Origin of the sequence: Streptococcus ovis DSM 16829, from assembly GCF_000380125.1 — a bacterium.
In the GTDB taxonomy this organism is placed as follows: Bacteria; Bacillota; Bacilli; order Lactobacillales; family Streptococcaceae; genus Streptococcus; species Streptococcus ovis.
Map to the genome: position 1 here is coordinate 269,561 of NZ_KB904562.1, position 20,782 is coordinate 290,342.

Here is a 20,782-nt window from a genome sequence, read left to right on the forward strand (position 1 = left end):
TTTTGTATTTGTTTATAAAAAGTGCTATAATAATAGAAAGCGAAAGGAGGGGTAATCATGATGAAAGAATTTGGACTTACGGTTTTAGAAGTGTCAAAAGAAGATATTGTGAAGAATCCAAGTTATCCAGTACTTCGGATGTATGATGAAGAAGAACTAATTGGCACGTTTAGCATCCGTACAGGAGAGGTTATAGAAGATATTGACTTGGCAGATTACGATATTCGTTTTGCTCAAAAACAAATTGCAATTAATCGTGATAACTACCTTGAGACGTGGAGTGACTACGTGGGGATGTTACATGCCTAAATATTCATTTGAAAAATATGGAGTAGAGATTCGTCCAAATGAACACAATCATAAGGGACAAAAACCGCATGTGCATATTTATATCCATGGAGAAGAAGTTGGCTCAATGTTTTTAAATGGAGACCTTAGAGACGGTAAGTTAAAGTCCAGGGATTTGAAAGTTTTACGACAGTATGTTTTAGAGCATGCTTCGGAGTTTCAGGAACTTTGGGAAGAATACCAAGGAAGTGCATACTAAAATAAAATACCTTAAGAGCAAGTTAGAAATAACTTGTTCTTTTTTTAAAAATAATTTAGGAAAATAAGACAAAAATGCTTTGTTTTTGTTTTGCTCTTTAGAAGGGGCTATAAAGGTATGAAGGAGGAGTAAATGTGTGAAAAAAATAGAAATTTTAACATTAATGCTTTTTACAAGTCTGTTGATGATTGCTTGTTCAAATGAAAAGAAAGAAACGAAAACAGCGACATCACAATCCAGTATTGTTAGAATCGCTGATTCACATTCTGGTTCTGATGGTAAAGTTCAGACTGATAATCAATTACAAGTGGCAGATGAATTTATGGTGACTTATATTGAACAGTCATTTGATCTTGTAAAATTAAAAGAAAAGGAAGAAAAACTAAAAAAATACGCAGGAGATTCGTCGCTTGATGTAGCTATTCAAGAAGTTTCTTCCTTACAGATGGAAGTAATTGATTATAAGAAAAAAGGAAAAATAGAGAATATGGGTAGTGTTACCCTAATTGAGCGTGCAATACATGATGTTACTATTTATCAAAATGGAGCGTTGTATTTTGCGGATGTATCGTATTCAGAGAGCAGTCCAGCTTTTGAAGGTTCTTTTGATAGACGTAGGCAGTTTACATTTAAGATTGAAGGTAATAAAGTTATTAAATTTGAAGAAGTAATATACAAATGAAAATGTAAAGATTTTGGAAAGAATACAAGGAAGTGCATACTAAAATAAAATACCTTAAGAGCAGGTCAGAAATGACTTGTTCTTTTTTATGTTTTTAATCAAAAGCCGAACGATTGTCAGACCTGGTATCCAGGTAAAGTTAGTGAATAACGAATGAAAGGAAGATTATGGAGGCACAGAAACAAGTATTTAATATAGAAGTCCCTATCCCATCCGATATGGTATTGATTAGTCGCTCGGAGTATTTGGATTTAATACAGAGTAATGAAATTGGTCAATGGTGGACGATTGATAAAGTAGAGGAGTTGTTGTCTATTAGTAAAAGTAAATTAGTGAATGATATTTTGTTGAATCCAAAAATTAAGAAAGAAATTGATATTGAACAAAATCCAGATGGATTTGTTTTTTATCCAAAAGGGAAAGGTTCTCCTTATCGTTTTTTAGCGAGAAAAACAAGAGATTATTTTGATAAAAATTATCAAAAAATATTGTTAATGATATAATGAAATGGTGATGATTTGCCATTGGAAAGGAGTTAATTTGGCAAGTTTTAGACAACGTGGCAAGAAGAAATTGTGGGATTATCGCATTTTTGGTAAGGAAGGTAAGGTTATTGCCTCTAATTCGGGCTTTAAGACTAAACGTGAAGCCATGATAGAAGCAAATGAGATAGAGAGTAAACTACAGCGATCTAATCGTATCGTTAGAATGGATAATAAAGTTACTCTTTATGAATTGTGGAAAGAGTGGTTTGAATTAGTTATTTTACCTTCAGACAAAGCGAAATCTACAAAAGATGGCTATTATTTTAGAGGAGAGGCAATTAAGAAAAAATTTTCGGATATATCAGTTATAAATTTAACTCATAGTGGTTATCAATCCCGTTTGAATGATTATGGTAAGGAGGTTTCAAGAGAGTATTTAAGTAGATTAAATAGTGATGTTAGGGCAGTTGTTAAGTTTAGTAAACGTAGTGGTTTGCTATTGACTGATTTTAGTGAGGGTGTTAAAATATTTGGCAAAGAAGGCGGTCATATTGATGATAAGTATTTGCATAGCATAGCTGAATACAAGTTATTTTTAACTTCTTTAAAAGAGAGATTTGATTATAGAGAATCTATCATGCCTTACTTGTTATATTTGCTATTTAAAACTGGTTTTAGAGTTGGTGAAGGTATGGCAGTATGTTGGTCTGATATTGATTTTGAAAGAAAAACAATTAGGACGTACAGGCGCTTTGCGGGTGATAGACAAGAATTTTCACCACCAAAGACTGCAACCTCTATAAGAGAGATTCCAGTTGACGACGATTTATTGAGTGTTTTGAAAACACTAAAAACTGAACAGGATAAAGTGTTGTATGATCGAGAAGAGCTTGGGAAGCATGATTTAGTATTTTATGATAGAAGGTATAAGATACCGACCAATTCGGGATTAAATAAATATTTTAGAGTTTGTTTGGCGGAACTTGGTATAGGAAGTCAGAAAATGACAGCAACTGCAGGCAGACATACATATGGGTCTTATTTGTTGGCAAAAGGTGTTGATATTTGGGTAGTTGCTAGAATATTAGGTCATAAAGATATACAGCAGATAATTAAGACATATGGACATGTATTGCAAGAAATCATTGATAAAGAATATGATACAGTAAGGCAATATATGCTTGATTAAAGAAGAATAAAGAAGCAATATAGAAAGACCAAATATTGACCAAATGGTTGAAAAATCCTTTTAAATAGGCGTTTTATTGATGTTAAAATATTTTTGCAGGGGAGATAGAAATAAGCAGAGCTCCCTTTGAAATGTCATGTTTCAAAGGGCTTCTATTTTTATCGGTTAGATATAGTCAGGTGGGTTAGATTGGAGATGAAGAATGATTCGGATTGCGATCGTTGAAGATGATCAGCAGTATGCTGAAACGTTGCTAGATTTTCTAGAGCGGTATGAAAAAGAAAATGGTCAACACTTTCAGGTTCAACGCTTTACAGATGGAGCAGAAATTGTGGCAAACTATCCTGAACAATTAGATATTATCTTGATGGATATTGAGATGGAGCAGATGGATGGGATGACAGCTGCGGAGAAGGTTCGATTGGTTGATAAGGAAGTCGTGATTATTTTTATCACGAATATGATGCACTATGCGATGAAGGGCTATGCGGTAGAAGCTCTGGATTATGTGTTAAAACCTATTAATTATTTTGCATTTTCTCAACGAATTGCACGTGCACTTGAGAGGATGACAAAAAAGAGGAGTAAGCAATTGCTGATTAGTCGATATGGCAATATCAAACGGATATCAACAGATGAATTGCTCTATGTGGAGGTCTATAATCATGATATAGAGTATCATACAGTAGATGAGGTCATCCGTGTCAGGGGAACGTTACGTTCTTTGGAAAAGGAGTTGGAAGGGCTTCCCTTTTTCCGTTGTAATAGTGGATGTTTAGTTAATCTTGATTATGTAGATGAAATGGATAGCAATGATGTACTGGTTCGTGGAGAACGGATACCAGTCAGCAGGGCTCGGCGTAAGGATTTTTTAGATCGGATGAATCATTATCTGAATGAGGTTGGAAAATAATGGGAACAGCTTTACAACATACGCCTGGTTTATTTTATGCCTTCGCTTATTGGTGCAGTGCCTGTCTGATTATACTGGTGAGTCCCAAACGGTTAGATTGGAAACGGTTGGTCGGTATCCAACTACTATTTCTTCTTATGTTGACATTTTTAATGGTGGTCAGTGATGGTGTAACAGTCATTTTCTTTCCAATGATGCTCCTTTATATGCTCCTGATATTAATGGATATCCATTTTACTTGTCGATATGACTGGATGACGAGTGTGTATTTTGCAGTACGCACCTTTATTATTGGGGAATTTATTGCATCACTGACATGGCAAGTAACCTTTTATATGGCCAATATTCTGCATACACAGGTTCAATACCAGACGTATGCTATCGGAATGCTCTTGACCTTACCGATTGTGGTAGCAAGTCTATTCATTTTAGAACGCAGTCAAAAACAGTTCAATCAGCATTTGTCGATTAGCCAGCATGAAATGATTTCGACATTGATTATCGGAATGGCTGTATTTGGAATTAGTAATCTGAGTTACGTTGTTGGCGAGAGTTTTATCAGTGTGAATGTATCCAAAGAAATCTTTCTGATTCGGACGCTAGTCGATTTTGCGGGTGTTGCACTTCTAAACGCCTATCATTTTCAAATCAGTGGACTCAAAATGCGGACTGAAAAGGATAAATTGCAAGATATTCTGAATACACAGCATATGAACTATGCCATGCTAGAGCAGAGCATGGGTGTTGTGAATCAAAAATACCATGACTTGAAATATCAGATTCAAGCGCTTCGTGAGGGGATGAGTCAGGAAGAAGGCCAGGCTTATCTAGATCAAGTTGAAAAAGAGATCAAATTTTATGAAGCTCAAAATCGGACAGGTAATCGAATTGTCGATACGATTTTAACTGGAAAGTCCATTCAATGTCAGATGAAAGAGATTGAATTTACGACTGTAGTGGATGGGCAAGCCTTAGCGTTTCTAGATGCGGTTGAGTTGATGACCCTATTGGGAAATATGCTGGACAATGCGATTGAAAGCACAGAGAAAATTACAGATCCGCATCAGAGGTTAATTCATTTAGTGGTGACAAAAACTAAAGGATTTGTTCGAATTCGCCTAGAAAATCGCTTTGAAGGGCAACTGGAATTTATTGATAATCTCCCTAAAACAACGAAGGAGAAATCAGGCTACCATGGTTTTGGCTTGAAAAGTATTCGTTCCATTGTGCAGAAATATGGTGGCTCTTTGGAAATTGTGACGAGAGAAGGATGGTTTGAATTATCTATTCTTTTTCCACCACAAAAATAGCAACGACTGATGGCAGTCAATTTTCCAATTACGACAGAAAAAAGACGATTTACGACAGAAGTGTTGTAATCGTTTTCTTTTTCATTATAATAATCTTGTAAAAACAAAACGCTTTCATGAGTGCATGTCACAAATTGGAAGCTTTTGAACCACACAAATGGAGGTTATAAAATGAAAAACTCAAGAAGAGTATTTCGAGGGATGTCAGCTCTATTCCTGTCATCAACTGTTGCATTAGCGAGTGCTACAGGGATTGTCAATACGTGGCGCAGTTCTATTGACTTTGCTTTGGGAACATCTAGCACTGTAACAACTAGCGATGATAAATTCAAGCCTATTTATGAGACATCAGATGCATTGGTTGCAGCTCATAAGGACTTGGGTGAGCGTGTATCAGAAGAAGGAAGTGTATTGTTGAAAAATACGAATGCGGCTCTTCCTCTTCAACAGAAAAAAGTCACTCTTTTTGGAATGGGTAGCCAGTATCCGTTCCTTGGCGGTGTGATGGGAAGTACAGTAACTGGGGAAGACCAAGTTAATTTGGTGAATGCCTTGTCAGAAAAAGGTTTTGAAGTCAATCCAACGATGATGGATATTTATAAAACTTTTGGAGAAATCAAAACTGGGGAAAAGAAAACCTGGACAGGGACAGCCCCTATATTTGGTTATCGTCCAGCTGAATTTGCAACTCCGTATGAACCGTCAGAACCTGCGGTAGCAAGTTATACAACAGATGGCAAAGCAAAAGCGAATTATCAAGATAGCTTTAAAGAGTACAACGATGCAGCGATTGTCGTGATTTCACGTCCTGGTTCGGAAGGGAGTGACTACTATCCAGGTGCCGAAGGGATTGACACGAAAAAACATGAAACAGATAGTGTGTTATCTTTAAGCAAACATGAGAAAGAAGTCCTTCAATTAGCCAAAGATAACTTTGAAACAGTGGTTGTCTTGGTAAACAGTGGCTCTGTCATGGAAATCGAAGAATTGAAAGATGACGAAGCGGTTGATTCTATCCTTTACATTGGGTTTCCTGGTGCGTATGGTATGAACGGGGTGGCGGATGTGTTGAGCGGAAAAGCGAATCCTTCAGGCCATTTAGCAGACACTTATGCAGTAGACAACAGCATGGCACCAGCTGCACAAAACTTTGGTCGTATCGAACTCAAGGATCTTTCAAATATTACAGCTCCTGACTCACGGATGGGAAATCTAGCAGCGACTTCACCACTTGGAAGCTTTGGTGGCGAACCGTCAATGTCAGCTAATTTCTATCTTGTAGAAGCAGAAGGAATTTACACTGGCTACAAATACTATGAATCACGCTACTATGACAGTGTTTTAGGACAAGGAAATGCTCAGAGTGCCAAAGGGGCTTCAAATGGGGCAAGTTCTTGGGAATATGACAATGAAGTTAGCTATCCATTTGGTTTTGGTCTTTCTTACACCACCTTTGAACAAACATTGGATAGTGTGAAAGTTGATGAGGATGCGCAAACGGTTACGGCTACAGTGACTGTTAAAAATACAGGAGATGTAGCGGGTAAAGATGTTGCTCAATTCTATTACCAAGCACCTTACACAGATTATGATAAAGAGCATCAGGTTGAAAAATCAGCTCTTGAATTCCTTGCAATGGGCAAGACAAAAGAATTAAAACCAGGGGAATCTGAAACTCTTACCATCACAGCAGACATGAAATACATGACCAGCTGGGATTCCACTGCAAAAGACGGCAAAGGTGGCCTTATCTTAGATGGCGGAGATTATTTCTTTGCAATCGGTGAAAATGCCCATGATGCAGTGAATAATATTTTGGCAGCACAAGGCAATAAAGATCTCGGTAAAGCAGATTTGGCAACGAACCATACGATTGGTACTGAAGGAAAAGTTGATGAAACAAGCTTTGCAAAATCAAAAACAACTGGCAAAGAGATAGTGAATCAATTAGAAGATGCAGACATCAACTACTACAAAGAAGATTATGCAACCTATCTGTCACGTTCTGACTGGGAAGGAACATTCCCTAAGAAATACGATGATTTGACCATTGATGGTGATAAGGTAGAAGAATGGGTAACAAAATTAACCAATGAAATTTACCAATTTGATGCTGACGGAGAAGTTAAATCTATGTATTTAGATGGTTCAAAAGGTAATTTAAAATTATCTGATTTAGCTGGCAGTGCTGATTCTGGAGATCCACGCTGGGATGAATTGGTGAACCAAATTCCATTGGATGTCTTGCTTGCTAAAATCACAAAAGGTGGTAGTGTGAGTGATGTCATCGAAGAGATTGCTTCACCGCTGGTTTACCAAAATGATGGACCAAACGGATTCTCCAACATCTTGAGTTCTCGTGGAGAATATGAAGATGACAAGAATGCGAAGTGGAACATGGGAACAATGGCTAATGAAGTTGTTCTTGGAAATACCTTCAATAAAGAAATGGTCGCTGAGTGGGGACAATTGCTTGGTAATGATGGTTTGATGAGTGGTAACTGGCTGATCTGGGCTGTTGGGGCAAATGTTCACCGCACAGCTTACAACGGTCGTAACTTTGAATACTACTCAGAAGATGACATGTTGTCGAACTACATGGCACGCGCAACAGTTGACGGTGCTTTGGAGTACGGTGTCTTAGTCGGACCAAAACACTTTGCATTCAATGACCAGGAAACACAACGTTCTGGTATTGCTACTTACATGCATGAACAAAAAGCACGTGAAGGAGATCTTCGTGCCTTCCAAGGTGCCTTTGATGAAGGGAATGGTTTGGCAGTTATGGCATCCTTCTCACGGATTGGGGCAACACCTGTGAATGGTTCAGTCGCAGTCTTGACCAATATTCTGCAAGATGAGTGGGGATTTGAAGGTCTGATTTCAACAGATATGAATAACAATGCGGGATACTTCCGTCCAGAAATGCTGATCAATGCAGGGGTATCCATGATTGCTGACTTCTCAACCAACGAAACAATGAAAGAAGTAACCGAAACATGGCCATACTTTACAACTGAATTGGTGAGACAAGATGAGGCTTTTGTGGCGAAAGCGCGTGACAATATGAAACATCAATTGTATGCTTATGCACATAGTGCAGCTCAAAATGTTCAGACTAAGAAAGTAACGCCTTGGTGGGAAACAGCCTTCTACAGTATCATGGGTATTTCAGGAATACTCGCTCTAGTATTTGGTGGTCTTTACCTCAAACCAGGTCGTCAAGGCAAGAAAGAAGAGGTGTAACATGACAAAATTAACACGACAAATGGAGTTTTATCTTAATGCGATTGTCACAATTCTGTTGGTAGTTGTAACTGGTTTTTATATTGCAAATGTGAACCAACCCTACTATCAAGATATGAATGTCGTCATTCTTGCAACATTGATTGCGACCTTGTTCTTGAGTGTTTTACCATTTGGTTTAAAAGGAATTCATTCAGAAAAAGCTAGATTTATCTTTGCAAATGTGTTGAAAATTGCTTTACCAGCCTTTATCATTTTTTCTGGAGTGCAATTTTTGGCAATGCGTGTTGAATCTTTTGGATACATCTTTGCTTCTAACCTTGAAGCTGGGAATACAGAAGCAACGACTGCAGGTACACAAGCAATTTTTCTCTTAGTTTTGTTTGTGATTACTTGGTTAGTATCGGTTGTGACTTCGTTTGTATCAATTGAGGATTAACGAAATAGTGTGGGGCGACTCTACCAATCTACTAAGCGGATGCGCCCCGCTTTTGCTTTTAAAAATAAGTTAATTATTTCAAGTAAATCTATGAACAGTGTGGATACTGGTTCATAGGTTTGGTTTAGGTAATTAGCATTAGACGGGAGTGTAGGAAAGATGTTAACGATTAAACGATTTGCCTGTGAAGAGCTTGAAAAGGGCTGTGTGACAGATAAGGAACACCCTTCCTTCACTTATAGCTTGGAAAGTGACCAAGAAGCTACCTTTGTAAAAACAGCGGTTCTGACAGTCAATGGGTGGGTTCTAAAAACTCAGGATCAAATTGCCTTAGAATATCATGGTGAGGCGTTAGAGCCGTTTACGACCTATGAAGCTCAGTTGGAAGTAGAAGACAATCATGGTCAGACAGCAACGGCTCAATTGACATTTGAAACAGGGCGGTTATCACACTCTTGGAAAGCAGAATGGATTACGGATGGAGATTATCGATTTACAGAAAAAAAGGTTTCACCAAAACCGATGACCTTTCAAAAGACATTCTCACTGGAAAAAACAGTTCAATCCGCAAAGATTTATTCTACAGCCATTGGTATTTATCATTTGGTCTTGAATGGACAAAAGGTGGGAACGGATTATTTTGCACCTGGATTTACTTCTTATAAAACGAATCTTCAATATCAGGTCTATGATGTCACAGACCAGCTACAACAGACCAATCAATTGTACGCAACAGTTGCTGGTGGTTGGGCAGTTGGTAGCTTTATTTACACTCGAAAAAATCGTGTGACGGCGAATCGACAAGCCCTGTTATTAGAACTTCATGTGACCTATACTGATGGGAGTCAAGAGGTCATTGTCACAGATGAAAGCTGGAAGGTGACGACAGAGAGTCTATATGAAATGGCGGATTTTTATGATGGGGAAACCTACAATGCAACGAAAGAATTTCCATCTCTTGTTTACCACTCTGTCAAGCGGGAAACAGTAGCCATTCAGCCTCGGATTTCAGCCACCTATGGTTCGCTGGTACAGGCGCACGAAACCTTGTATCCGACGATTGTGTCGCAACACAATGGGGAAATAATTTATGACTTTGGACAGAACTTTGCAGGTTTAGTACAGTTCACGGTTCGTGGAAAAAAAGGGCAAGAGATTGTTGTCAAACATGCAGAGATTCTAAATCCAGACGGTAGTTTACAGACGACTTTTCTACGGACGGCCAAGGCGACCTTGACCTATATTTGTCGAGATGGTGTGCAGACCTACCGTCCTGAATTTACCTATATGGGCTTCCGTTATATCAGTGTGAGTGGAATTGAGCTTTCAGAGATTAAGTCGATTTCAGCAGTAGCCTTATATTCAGATGTGCGTGAAACAGGAACTTTCCGTTCTTCCAATGCCCAACTCAATCAACTGCAGTCGAATATCATATGGAGTTCTAAGTCAAATTTTGTAGATATTCCGACAGATTGTCCGCAACGGGACGAGCGGATGGGGTGGACAGGTGATATTGCAGTTTTTGCACCAACTGCTACCTACTTATTTGATATGACCCGATTTTTGGATAAGTGGCTGACGGATGTCAAAAATGAGCAACTGCCAACTGGGGGAATTCCCAATACAGTGCCGGTACAAGGATTTGGTTTTCCAGTCACGATGCCTACGATGGCGATTGACTTCTGGGGCGACGCCTGCATTTTAGTGCCATGGGCGCAGTATATGGCAAGGGGAGATAAAAGGATATTAGAATCCTATTATCCAATGATGAAAAAATATGTGGACGCTTGTAAATTCTGGGCAGGATTAGGGAGTTTTGGACAGCATCGTTATATTTGGCATACCCATCATAGTTTACACTTTGGAGATTGGGTCGCACCGGATGTACCACAAATGGCTCAATGGCAAAAGCGCAGCAAATACACTGCCACAGCAAGTTTGCGAAATACTAGTCAATTACTGGCTAAGATTGCTCACATTTTAGGATTTACGCAGGATAGAGAGAACTATCAAGAAATGAGTCAACGAACGGCAGAAGCGTATGAAAAACTATTAACAAATGGTGGCCGATTAAAAGAGGAATTTCAAACAGGTTATGTCTTGCCACTTCATTATGAAATGCTGAGTCAATCGGCTAAAAAAGTAGCGCTTGAGCGCTTGGTGACGCTTGTAAAAGAGAACGATTATAAGATTGGCACAGGTTTTCCTGGGACGCCGTATATTCTCTTTGCCTTGGCAGACAATGGGTATGCAGATGTAGCTTATCGGATGTTGCTCAATGATGCTTGTCCTTCGTGGCTGTACGAAGTCAGAATGGGAGCGACAACGATTTGGGAACGCTGGGATGGTTTGGATGAAAATGGTCAGTGTCCGATTGGAGATGATGGAACAGACCAGATGATTTCTTACAACCATTATGCCAGTGGAGCTGTAGGTGACTTTCTTTATCGTCGTGTAGCAGGCATTGAAGCGATTGAGCCAGGATATCGTCGGTTTAAAGTGGCCCCTCTTTTTGGCGGAGACTTGTCAGAAGTAGAAGCCACTCACGAATCCCCTTATGGACTTATCCGAGTTCATTGGATAGAAGATGAACGTACAAGAACAGTCAGGATACAGATTCCAGTTGGAACTCAGGCAGAATTGGAGTTGCCAGGTCGTGATAAAAAAGTCTTCCCAAGCGGAAGTTATACAGTTCAGATGGAGAAATAAATTATGGAAAAACGAAATTTTTCGACTGGTTGGCGATACAAGCATTTAGGTAGTAAAGAAGCGTTTAAAGAAATTACGGTCCCTCACGATGCCATGTTTGCAGAGAAACGGACAGCAGAGGCAGTTGGCGGAAAAAACGTTGGATTTTTTGAAGGATTTGATTATCTCTACCAAAAAGATTTTTTGGTAGGAGAGGAGTTTTTTGGCAAACGTTTGGTGCTGGAATTTGAAGGTGTCTATCATAATGCCGAAGTGTATTTGAATGGAGAATTACTCTGTTTCCGTCCCTACGGCTATACCAACTTTTTTGTTAACCTAACGGATAAAGTGATATTAGGAGAAAATCGTCTAGAAATAATTGCACGAAATAGTGATCAACCAAATAGTCGCTGGTATTCAGGAGCAGGATTGTACAGGCCGGTTTTCCTCTATGTAGGAGGGGAGCAAACCATCTTAGAACAAGGAATTCGACTCACTACCCTCTCCATTTATCCAGCAAAAGTACAGGTTGAACTTACTGCTAGTCAAGCTGGGATTGCGACAGTTTCTTTTGCACATAAAGGAGAGGTCGTTGCAACAGCAGACATCCCGTTGAATGAAAAAGGGATGGGTTCAGAAGTTGTCCAGATTGATGGGGCGCTCCTCTGGTCAGCAGCTGCTCCAAATTTATACGATGTAACTGTTCAATTTGGCGAAGATCAAGTAACGGAGAAATTTGGAATTCGGACGCTTGAATGGAATGCTGAAAAAGGGTTAACTGTTAACGGACAGCGAGAAATTTTGCGTGGTGCTTGTATTCACCATGACAATGGCTTGCTTGGAGCCTGTGCATTTCCAGAAGCAGAGGAACGCAAAATCCGTTTACTCAAGCAAAATGGCTACAATGCGATTCGTTCGGCGCACAATCCTTGTTCAAAGGCATTACTGGATGCCTGTGACCGCTTGGGAATGTATGTCATGGACGAGTACCTGGATGTCTGGTATATCCATAAAACAGACAATGACTATGCTCATTATATGGCAGACTGGTGGCCAGAAGATTTGAAAGACATGGTCAACAAAGACTATAATCATCCAAGTGTCATCCTGTATTCGACAGGAAATGAAGTTTCTGAAACAGCACAGGCGCGTGGCATACAACTAACAAAAGATATGACCGAATATCTACACCAATTAGATAGCACGCGGCCAGTGACCTGCGGGGTCAATATTTTCTTTAATTTCTTGAGTTCCATCGGTCTTGGTGTCTATTCGGATGAAAAGGCGAAAAAAGAAGTAGTCAATCATGGGAAAAAGAAAAAAGCACCTGTCGGAAGTGAGTTTTACAACACCTTAGCTGGCTTGACTGGGGCAGAATTTATGAAACGCGGTGCGACTCTTCATGCCTGTGACGTCAAGACACGGGATGCCTTTGCGAATATGGATATGGCAGGTTATAACTATGGCATATTGCGCTATCAGAAAGATCTGAAAAAATATCCAAATCGTCTGATTCTAGGGACAGAAACCTTTTGTAGTGATGCCTACTCTTTCTGGGAACAGGCGAAAGAACATCCGCGCATCATTGGTGACTTTGTCTGGGCAGGAATGGACTACATGGGAGAAGCCAGTGTTGGCGCGTGGGAGTATGAAGACTACTATCCGAAAAATGCTCCTGAAGAAGGCTGGTTAACCGCTGGTAGTGGACGGTTGAATATCCTTGGAAGACCATTAGCAGAAGCTAGTTATACAAAGGTAGCCTTTGAATTGCTCAAGCAGCCAGTACTAGCAGTAAAACCAGTTTATCAGACAGGCAAACACAGCCCTTCTGCATGGAAAATGACAAATGCTATTTCTTCATGGACCTATCCTGGATGTGAGGGAATGAAAGCTACAGTAGAGGTATATGCTCGCGCAACTCGTGCAGACTTATATCTCAACAGTCAGTTAGTAGCCAGCAAGAAATTTAAAAATGATTGCCGCCTTATTTTTCATACTAGATATGAACCAGGTGAGCTAAAAGTTCTGACGTATGATGAACGTGGAGACCAGATTGGGCAATCCTATCTTAGAACAGCATCGGACGAAACCATTATCTGCATAGAACCTGAAACGAAAGCAGAAGCAGGGAAATTATTGTTTGTACCGTTGCGGTATACAGATAAAGAGAGCGTACTGAAGCCAATGCACCGCGGTCGCCTGCAGGTGACAGTCAAAGGTGGCGAATTGGTTGGCTTAGGCCATGCTTGTCCTTATAATCAAGATGGGTATTTACTGAATGAAACAGACACCTATTATGGTGAAGCGATGGCGATTATTCGCCCGCATCAAGCAGAAGAATTGATCGTTGAGGTCACAGATGGAGAGTTAGAAACGACAGTAGCACTCCCCATTGTATGATGTGAACCAATAAATGAAGGAGAGATAATGAACCGATTTTTTAATCAAGCGATAGTAGATAGTCGCATTAAACAGGATACAGTTAGCCTATCAGAAAAAGGACTGGGGTATTTTGTAGGACCATTTTTAGCATTGATTTCAAATGCTATTTTGGCTTCATACCTCAATCGTTATTACTCAGATGTGATTGGATGGACAGATACTAGCAAATTTGGTGTATTTGCAGCAACTTTACCGATTGTATCTGTGGTATTTGTCGTGATTGGAAATTTGGTATTGGGGAGACTAATTGATACGACACGTACAAGACAAGGAAAAGCTCGCCCCTATCTCTTTTTATCCGCTTTTCTAGTTGCTCTTTCTTTAATTTTCATGTTTACCCTGCCATTAGAAGGAAGCCCGTTGTGGCAAATGATGTGGATTGCCTTGTCCTATAACTTCTATTATGCAGTAGCCTATCCTTTCTTTTATACTTCGCATAGTTCAATGGTGTCTCTTTCGACGCGAGATTCCAATAGTCGTGGCTTATTGGCCACCTTATCCAATGCAGCAGGGGTAGCAGCAATTGGACTCGGAGCGAGCATACTGGTTCCAATGTTTTTACAAAATATCTTATTTGTGGAAAAAAATGGAGTTTTAAATCGTGTGGCCAGTTATCAAAATTGGCGTTGGGTGATTGGTATTCTTTGTATTGTAACCTTGCTGGGTATTTTATTGGAATATTATTTCACAAGAGAACGGGTAACAGAAGAGGAAAGTCAGACGGAACAAAAGCAAGTCAAAATTCCCTTGTCAAAACAATTGAAGGTTTGCTTATCTGACAAGTACTGGTGGTTGATCATCCTCTATTTCCTTTTGTTCCAACTTGGTGGTCTTGTGAAAAATGGGTCCATGAGCTACTATAGCCGTTGGATGTTTGAGGGAGTCACCACTGAAGCAGCAGCTGGGAATGCCATGGGCATGTTAGGATTGATTGGAGGAATTCCAACAGCACTAGGTATGGTGGTTGCCTGGCCAATTGCCAATAAATTAGGAAAACAAAAGGCTATTGTATTGGGATTGATTTTCTCAGTATTGGGCGGATTAATCAGTTTCTTGAATGTCCATCATTTTGTGATAGTATGCATTGGAGTAGTGCTAAAAGGGATTGGTTCCATTCCAGCTATGTACGTGACCTTGGCGCTATTATCAGATGTATTAGACTATTTAGAAATCAAAAATGGTTTCCGCAGTGACGGCTTTACCATGTCGGTCTATGGTGCGATTATGGTCGGAATGGCCGGAATCGGAAATGGTGTCATTAACAGCTTGCTTTCTGTGGCCGGTTATAACCCTAGTTTGACAGTACAAAGCGATGCAGTGAACAATATGCTGGTCTTCTGTTATCTAGGAGCAGAGTTAATCTGTTATGCGATTTTAATTGTTCTTCTCTCCTTCTTAACAGTTGAGAAACAATTGAAAAAATAAGCAAAACCATCCGTGAAAACGGGTGGCTTTTTGCAGAAAAAGGAAATGGCTTTATGAGAGTTATGGCCGCTACTTTGCAATTGAACACTTACTGAGCAATCTGATGTTTCCATGGATAATATTCCTGTAAATTTGATACAAAAAATCCTGTGTTTTGATATTGTGAAAAAACAAACAAGTGATATAATGAATATTGTAAACGGTTACTAAACCAACTATTATTAAATGGGCTTGCCCTAAGAAAATGGAGGAATTTCCAATGTCTGTATTTTACGTACCTGCTGTCAATCTGATTGGACGTGGCGTCATCAATGAATTTGGTAGCCATGTGAAAGAGCTTGGCTTTAAGAAAGCTCTAGTCGTCACAGACCACTTTATCGCTTCAAGTGATATTCTGCCAAAAGTGACAAAGACACTTGAAGCAGAAGGAATTAGCTACGTAGTCTTTGAAGATGTAGACCCAAATCCATCTGTCAAAAATGTCGAGGATGGTGTTGCAGTTTTAAAAGAACACCAATGTGATTTTATTGTTTCAGTTGGTGGTGGCTCTCCTCAAGATGCTGCAAGTTGTATTTCGATCATTGCAACCAACGGTGGTCGTCCTCAAGATTACGAAGGGGTTCACAAGTCAGAGAAAAAAGGTCTACCAGTAGTTGCCATCAATACAACCGCTGGTACATCTGCAGAAATCACCATCAACTATGTGATTACGGATGAAGAACGCAAAGTGAAAATGGTAATGGTGGACAAAAATAGCCTTGCCCTCATGTCAGTCAATGATCCAGAATTAATGCTTTCTAAACCAGCAGCTCTCACTGCAGCAACTGGTATGGATGCCCTTACCCATGCTATTGAAGCACTTGTGACACCTGGTGCTTATGGAGTGACCAAGAAATTATCTATTGGAGCGATTGAGTTAATCAAAGAATACCTTCCACGTGCAGTCGCAAATGGACAAGATATCGAAGCGCGTGAGGCCATGGTCAACGCCATTTTCCTAGGTGGTATGGCCTTTAACAATGCAGGATTGGGCTATGTTCACTCAATGGCTCACCAACTAGGTGCTGTTTATCATTTGCCACACGGTGTTTGCTGTGCGATGCTACTTCCCATCATTGAAAAAGAAAACGCCAAACGCGTACCAGCAGCTTTCCGTGATGTAGCTAAAGCTTTAGGATTGCAAACGGAAGGTAAATCAGATGAAGAATGTGCAGCCTATGCCATCCAAGAAATCGAAACTCTTTCTGAAACAGTAGGCATTCCTAAGAAATTGACAGAGTTGGACATCAAAGAAGAAGAATTTGACTTTGAATATCTATCTAAAAATGCTCTCATCGATGCCTGCGCACCGGGCAATCCATTCATGCCAACATTAGAAGAAACCATTGCCTTTTATAAGGAATTGTTCTAAAACGCAGATAGTAAAAGACCAACTTTTAGCTGGTCTTTTATTTTTCTCGTTCATCTTTTGGACTATGACCGAAATAGGCTCTGTATTTTTCATAGAAATAGGTCTTATTAGAGAATCCCACTTGCTGGGCGATTTCGTAGATAGGGAGTTGTGTGGATTGGAGCAAGAGTTGAGCCCGGGTCAATTTCCTTTGGGTTACAAGTTGAGTAAAGGTTTGTCCACTCCGTTCTTTAATTAGATTACTTAGATAATTTTTATTGAAATTAAAGCGAGAGGCTAATGTGGAAAGCGTAATTTCTTGGTAGTTGTTGTCAATTTCCTTCAAAATCATAATATAAGGGTCACTGGTTTTTGTGAGAAGGATTTCTTGATTGACAATGGACAGCGTTCGAGCTAGTTGGTAGATGAGGATGGATAAATAATGACTGATGAGTTTTTCCGAAAAATCCGTCGGGAAAAAGTACTCTTTTAACAATTGCTGGAGAATCGGTTGTACAGCCTGCGTCTTATCAGCTGAAAAAATAGCAAAGTTGGCCTGTTTTCGATCAGAGATAGTGGCGTTTAGCAGTAGTTGGTAAATGCTGCTATGATGACTTTTTAGTTGATTGAGCCAATCCAACGAAATATCTTTGTCCCTAAAAAGGATATTGATGAGAATATCCTCTTCGCCAAGGGCCTTGATTTCCTGAACGCTTTCATTGTCCATCAAGATAATATCCCCAGCTGTAAAATGATACTCCTTACCGTTAATGATTTGGTTACATTCACCATGATAGATATAATTGATTTCTAAAAATTGGTGAGAGTGTGCTGGGTAATCAGCAAATCTGCTATGTTTGCTGATATAAACTTCTTTATTATTGCCAAAAACTTGCTGGGTAATTGCAGGGATATGGTCTTTAGAAGCTATTTGTAATTCAGGGAAATCTGCTACGAAATGTCGTTGACATAACTGTTGTTTTTCGTGCTCAGTATGGGCAAATAAAAGTTGATCTAACTGGTTCATCTTAACTTTCTTTAATATCTGTAAATTTGATACTATCCTTCCGTATATAGGACATTGTAACATAAGTTACTTCGATGGTAAACTAGAAACATAAAGCGGTTACAAAATCTTGCTTATATTCTCAGATGAGGAGGAAAAAATGATGAGCCATATTGCAGTGGATATTGGTGCATCAAGTGGACGCGTCATGCTTGCAACGCTTGATCGAGATAGAAAGCTGAGTTTGAAGGAAATTCATCGTTTTAAAAATGAAATTCGATTGGTTGATGGACATTATCGCTGGGATATTTCTTACCTTTTCAATGAAATTTTGACTGGTTTGTCAAAGGTGAAATCTAGTGGTGTTGAAAAGGCAACCCTAGGGATTGATACGTGGGCGGTAGACTATTGCTTGTTAGATGAGAATGGCGAGCTATTAGCTCAGCCTATTGCCTATCGTGATGAACGAACCAATGGTGCGATGGAAGAGGTCTTTCAATCGATAGCTGCTGAAAGAATTTATGCTAAAACAGGGATTCAATTTTTAAAGTTTAATACTCTGTATCAGTTGTATCGAGAAGATAGGAAATTGCTCAATCAAACGTCGAGTATTTTGATGATTCCAGACTATCTTGCCTACCTTTTGACGGGGGTACAAACGTTAGAAATTACGAATGCGTCCACTACTCAATTGTTAGAAGTCCATTCTGAAGAGCTGGATCAAGATTTATTGGATTTGCTCCAGTTATCACGGGAGAAATTCCCACGAGTGGTGCAGTCAGGTCATGTTATTGGAGAGGTATTACCAGACCTACGAGTAGCCTACGATTTACCTGACTGCAAGGTGATTGCGGTAGCCACTCACGATACAGCTTCTGCAGTTGTTGGGGTGCCGTCTGTTGGTGAACACCCTGCCTACATTTCAAGTGGAACATGGTCTTTGATTGGTTTAGAAAATCATTCCCCCATTACAAGTCATGCAGCATTTGAACAGAACTATACCAATGAACGTGGTGCCTACCATACCTATCGTTTCTTGAAAAATATTACGGGAATGTGGGCAGTACAAGAAATTGCTCGCAACTTAGATTACCAATATAGTTATGCTGAAATGGCACAGGAAGCCTATCAGGTCGAGCCCTTTTTACAGTATGTGAATCTGAACGATGACCGTTTTACCAGACCAGAAAACATGATTGAGGAAATTCAAGCCTATTGTCATGAAACGAATCAAGTAGTTCCTAAAACAGTGGGAGAACTAACCATGTGCGTGTATTCCAATCTAGCACTGATTTATGCGCATGAGTGGAAAGTCATGCAGGAATTATCTAGTCATTCTTGCAAGACCCTTCATATTGTTGGCGGTGGATCCAATGTCAAATTGTTAAATCAGCTGACAGCAGATGTGATTGAAAAACCAGTCATCGCTGGCCCAGGTGAAGCAACAGCAATTGGAAATGTGATGGTTCAGTTAGTATCAGAGGGAATCGTCGAGTCAGTCACAGAAGCACGAGCTTGGTTAAAACAGCAATTTGACTATGATGTATATCAGCCCCAGCCGATTGGTGATAGAGATCACTTGGCTTTATTTAGAGAAAAAGTAGTACATTAATTCAAAAAAAGGAGATCAATATGACAACAATTGCAGACCGCTATCAAGTAGCAAAAGAACGCTACGCTAACATTGGAGTTGATACAGATGCTGCTCTTAAAAAATTACAGAATATCAAAATCTCAATGCACTGCTGGCAGGGAGATGATGTCAAAGGTTTCTTAAACCCAGATGGTGAATTGACAGGTGGGATTATGTCTACTGGGAATTATCCAGGAGCTGCTCATACCCCAGATCAATTACGTGCAGACCTTGAGAAGGCGTATTCCTTGATTCCAGGGAAACACAAACTCAATCTTCATGCTATTTATCTAGATACGGATGAAGCAGTAGATTTGAATGAGATTGAACCAAAACACTTTGAAAAATGGGTGGCTTGGGCAAAAGAACAAGGAATCGGTCTTGATTTTAACCCAACCTTCTTCTCACATCCAATGATGAAAGATGGATTCACACTTTCTCATCCTGACAAGGAAGTCCGTGATTACTGGATTGAACACGGGAAACGTAGCCGTCGTGTCGCTGAGTATTTTGGTAAAGAATTAGGAGAAACCTGCTACACGAACTTCTGGGTTCCAGATGGGTTTAAGGATAATCCAATTGACCGCTTAACTCCTCGCAAACGTCTCATGGAATCATTGGATGCAATCTTCGCAGAAGAAATTGACGAAGCGTACAATGTTGATACTGTTGAAAGCAAACTCTTCGGACTAGGTGCAGAGGCTTACACTGTCGGCTCACATGAATTCTACATGGGCTATGGTTTGACACGTAATAAAGCAATTTTACTAGATGCAGGTCACTTCCATCCAACAGAAGTCATCTCTAATAAGTTGTCAGCTTTATCACTCTTTAGTGAAAAGAATTTGATGCTTCATGTGTCACGCCCAGTACGTTGGGATTCAGACCATGTGGTCATCATGGATGATGAGTTGCAGGATATTGCCAAAGAGTTGGTCAGAAATGATCTTCTTGAGAAAACAGCAATCGGTTTAGACTTCTTTGATGCGACGATTAATCGTATCGCTGCTTGGGTGATCGGAACACGCAATACACAAAAAGCACTTCTGAAAGCATTATTAGAGCCAACAACTGAGTTAAAAGCACTTGAAAACAATTTCGATTTCACAGCTCGCCTGGCTTACACAGAAGAATTGAAGGATTTCCCATACGCAGATGTTTGGAATTACTTCTGTGAACAAAATGGGGTTCCAGTTGGTCTTGATTGGCTCAAAGAAGTCCAAGAATATGAAAAAACGATCTTGGCAGTACGTTAAATTGATGCGGTTAAATTGGATATTTAGCCGTGATTCGTGAGAATTAGTGATTTGATATGTTTGCATTGCTTAGTGAGACAACAATAAAGGGTCTTTCCTTGATTGTCTGAGTTTATACGATAGCAGAAACT

16 protein-coding genes are annotated in these 20,782 nt (G+C 39.7%); 15 read left to right on the forward strand and 1 reads right to left on the reverse strand.

The genetic code is table 11. The annotated features are described in order from the left end of the window. The first annotated feature begins 57 nt into the window (after positions 1 to 57). The 13 genes from A3I9_RS0101410 to A3I9_RS0101470 all read left to right on the forward strand — a co-directional run bounded on the left by A3I9_RS0101410 (position 58) and on the right by A3I9_RS0101470 (position 16,777). Positions 58 to 309, forward strand: coding sequence for a hypothetical protein (locus A3I9_RS0101410; protein WP_018377299.1), 252 nt, complete (start codon positions 58 to 60; stop codon positions 307 to 309). Then, complete coding sequence (locus A3I9_RS0101415; RefSeq protein WP_018377300.1) at positions 302 to 547, forward strand: DUF4160 domain-containing protein; 246 nt, start codon at positions 302 to 304, stop codon at positions 545 to 547. The genes A3I9_RS0101410 and A3I9_RS0101415 overlap by 8 nt, the downstream gene beginning before the upstream one ends. Before the next feature lie 136 nt (positions 548 to 683). Beyond that, the gene (locus A3I9_RS0101420; RefSeq protein ID WP_018377301.1) at positions 684 to 1,229 is read left to right on the forward strand and encodes a hypothetical protein; all 546 of its coding nucleotides are present in this window, start codon (positions 684 to 686) and stop codon (positions 1,227 to 1,229) included. 167 nt (positions 1,230 to 1,396) lie between these two features. Beyond that, the gene (locus tag A3I9_RS0101425; protein ID WP_018377302.1) at positions 1,397 to 1,732 is read left to right on the forward strand and encodes a DUF771 domain-containing protein; all 336 of its coding nucleotides are present in this window, start codon (positions 1,397 to 1,399) and stop codon (positions 1,730 to 1,732) included. 37 nt (positions 1,733 to 1,769) lie between these two features. Next, complete coding sequence (locus tag A3I9_RS0101430; protein ID WP_018377303.1) at positions 1,770 to 2,903, forward strand: site-specific integrase; 1,134 nt, start codon at positions 1,770 to 1,772, stop codon at positions 2,901 to 2,903. Positions 2,904 to 3,105: 202 nt separating this feature from the next. Beyond that, complete coding sequence (locus tag A3I9_RS0101435; protein WP_018377304.1) at positions 3,106 to 3,816, forward strand: LytR/AlgR family response regulator transcription factor; 711 nt, start codon at positions 3,106 to 3,108, stop codon at positions 3,814 to 3,816. Then, the gene (locus A3I9_RS0101440) at positions 3,816 to 5,126 is read left to right on the forward strand and encodes a sensor histidine kinase (RefSeq protein ID WP_018377305.1); all 1,311 of its coding nucleotides are present in this window, start codon (positions 3,816 to 3,818) and stop codon (positions 5,124 to 5,126) included. Before A3I9_RS0101435 ends, A3I9_RS0101440 begins: the two co-directional genes overlap by 1 nt. A 171-nt stretch (positions 5,127 to 5,297) precedes the next feature. After that, positions 5,298 to 8,372, forward strand: coding sequence for a glycoside hydrolase family 3 C-terminal domain-containing protein (locus A3I9_RS0101445; RefSeq protein WP_018377306.1), 3,075 nt, complete (start codon positions 5,298 to 5,300; stop codon positions 8,370 to 8,372). Between the two features lies 1 nt (position 8,373). Then, the gene (locus tag A3I9_RS0101450; protein WP_018377307.1) at positions 8,374 to 8,811 is read left to right on the forward strand and encodes a hypothetical protein; all 438 of its coding nucleotides are present in this window, start codon (positions 8,374 to 8,376) and stop codon (positions 8,809 to 8,811) included. Positions 8,812 to 8,970: 159 nt separating this feature from the next. Further along, positions 8,971 to 11,520: an alpha-L-rhamnosidase gene (locus tag A3I9_RS0101455; RefSeq protein WP_018377308.1), complete on the forward strand. Its 2,550-nt coding sequence runs from the start codon at positions 8,971 to 8,973 to the stop codon at positions 11,518 to 11,520. Between the two features lie 3 nt (positions 11,521 to 11,523). After that, positions 11,524 to 13,899, forward strand: coding sequence for a glycoside hydrolase family 2 TIM barrel-domain containing protein (locus tag A3I9_RS0101460; RefSeq protein ID WP_018377309.1), 2,376 nt, complete (start codon positions 11,524 to 11,526; stop codon positions 13,897 to 13,899). Positions 13,900 to 13,926: 27 nt separating this feature from the next. Next, complete coding sequence (locus A3I9_RS0101465; RefSeq protein ID WP_018377310.1) at positions 13,927 to 15,366, forward strand: MFS transporter; 1,440 nt, start codon at positions 13,927 to 13,929, stop codon at positions 15,364 to 15,366. Positions 15,367 to 15,625: 259 nt separating this feature from the next. Further along, a complete protein-coding gene (locus A3I9_RS0101470) occupies positions 15,626 to 16,777 on the forward strand; it encodes an iron-containing alcohol dehydrogenase (RefSeq protein ID WP_018377311.1) in 1,152 nt (383 codons plus the stop codon). 37 nt (positions 16,778 to 16,814) lie between these two features. Here A3I9_RS0101470 and A3I9_RS0101475 read toward each other — a convergent pair whose 3' ends face one another. Next, positions 16,815 to 17,783: an AraC family transcriptional regulator gene (locus A3I9_RS0101475; protein WP_018377312.1), complete on the reverse strand. Its 969-nt coding sequence runs from the start codon at positions 17,781 to 17,783 to the stop codon at positions 16,815 to 16,817. A 139-nt stretch (positions 17,784 to 17,922) separates the two neighbouring features. On the opposite strand from A3I9_RS0101475, the gene rhaB reads away from it, so the two are divergent. Both rhaB and rhaA read left to right on the forward strand, forming a co-directional pair. Next, entirely contained in the window at positions 17,923 to 19,374 is a 1,452-nt protein-coding gene (rhaB, locus tag A3I9_RS0101480) for a rhamnulokinase (protein ID WP_018377313.1), read from the forward strand. A gap of 20 nt (positions 19,375 to 19,394) precedes the next feature. Then, positions 19,395 to 20,651 carry an L-rhamnose isomerase gene (gene rhaA / locus A3I9_RS0101485; RefSeq protein ID WP_018377314.1) on the forward strand — a complete coding sequence of 419 codons (1,257 nt, stop codon included), beginning with the start codon at positions 19,395 to 19,397 and terminating at the stop codon, positions 20,649 to 20,651. Positions 20,652 to 20,782: the final 131 nt, after the last annotated feature.

Bases quoted from the DNA above. Each gene is read 5' to 3' on its own strand.
- A3I9_RS0101470 (WP_018377311.1), top strand. From the start codon at position 15,626: ATGTCTGTATTTTACGTACCTGCTGTCAATCTGATTGGACGTGGCGTC.
- A3I9_RS0101425 (WP_018377302.1), top strand. From the start codon at position 1,397: ATGGAGGCACAGAAACAAGTATTTAATATAGAAGTCCCTATCCCATCC.
- A3I9_RS0101440 (WP_018377305.1), top strand. From the start codon at position 3,816: ATGGGAACAGCTTTACAACATACGCCTGGTTTATTTTATGCCTTCGCT.
- A3I9_RS0101460 (WP_018377309.1), top strand. From the start codon at position 11,524: ATGGAAAAACGAAATTTTTCGACTGGTTGGCGATACAAGCATTTAGGT.
- A3I9_RS0101410 (WP_018377299.1), top strand. From the start codon at position 58: ATGATGAAAGAATTTGGACTTACGGTTTTAGAAGTGTCAAAAGAAGAT.
- rhaB (WP_018377313.1), top strand. From the start codon at position 17,923: ATGATGAGCCATATTGCAGTGGATATTGGTGCATCAAGTGGACGCGTC.
- A3I9_RS0101475 (WP_018377312.1), bottom strand. From the start codon at position 17,783: ATGAACCAGTTAGATCAACTTTTATTTGCCCATACTGAGCACGAAAAA.
- A3I9_RS0101415 (WP_018377300.1), top strand. From the start codon at position 302: ATGCCTAAATATTCATTTGAAAAATATGGAGTAGAGATTCGTCCAAAT.
- A3I9_RS0101465 (WP_018377310.1), top strand. From the start codon at position 13,927: ATGAACCGATTTTTTAATCAAGCGATAGTAGATAGTCGCATTAAACAG.
- A3I9_RS0101435 (WP_018377304.1), top strand. From the start codon at position 3,106: ATGATTCGGATTGCGATCGTTGAAGATGATCAGCAGTATGCTGAAACG.
- A3I9_RS0101455 (WP_018377308.1), top strand. From the start codon at position 8,971: ATGTTAACGATTAAACGATTTGCCTGTGAAGAGCTTGAAAAGGGCTGT.
- A3I9_RS0101445 (WP_018377306.1), top strand. From the start codon at position 5,298: ATGAAAAACTCAAGAAGAGTATTTCGAGGGATGTCAGCTCTATTCCTG.
- rhaA (WP_018377314.1), top strand. From the start codon at position 19,395: ATGACAACAATTGCAGACCGCTATCAAGTAGCAAAAGAACGCTACGCT.
- A3I9_RS0101450 (WP_018377307.1), top strand. From the start codon at position 8,374: ATGACAAAATTAACACGACAAATGGAGTTTTATCTTAATGCGATTGTC.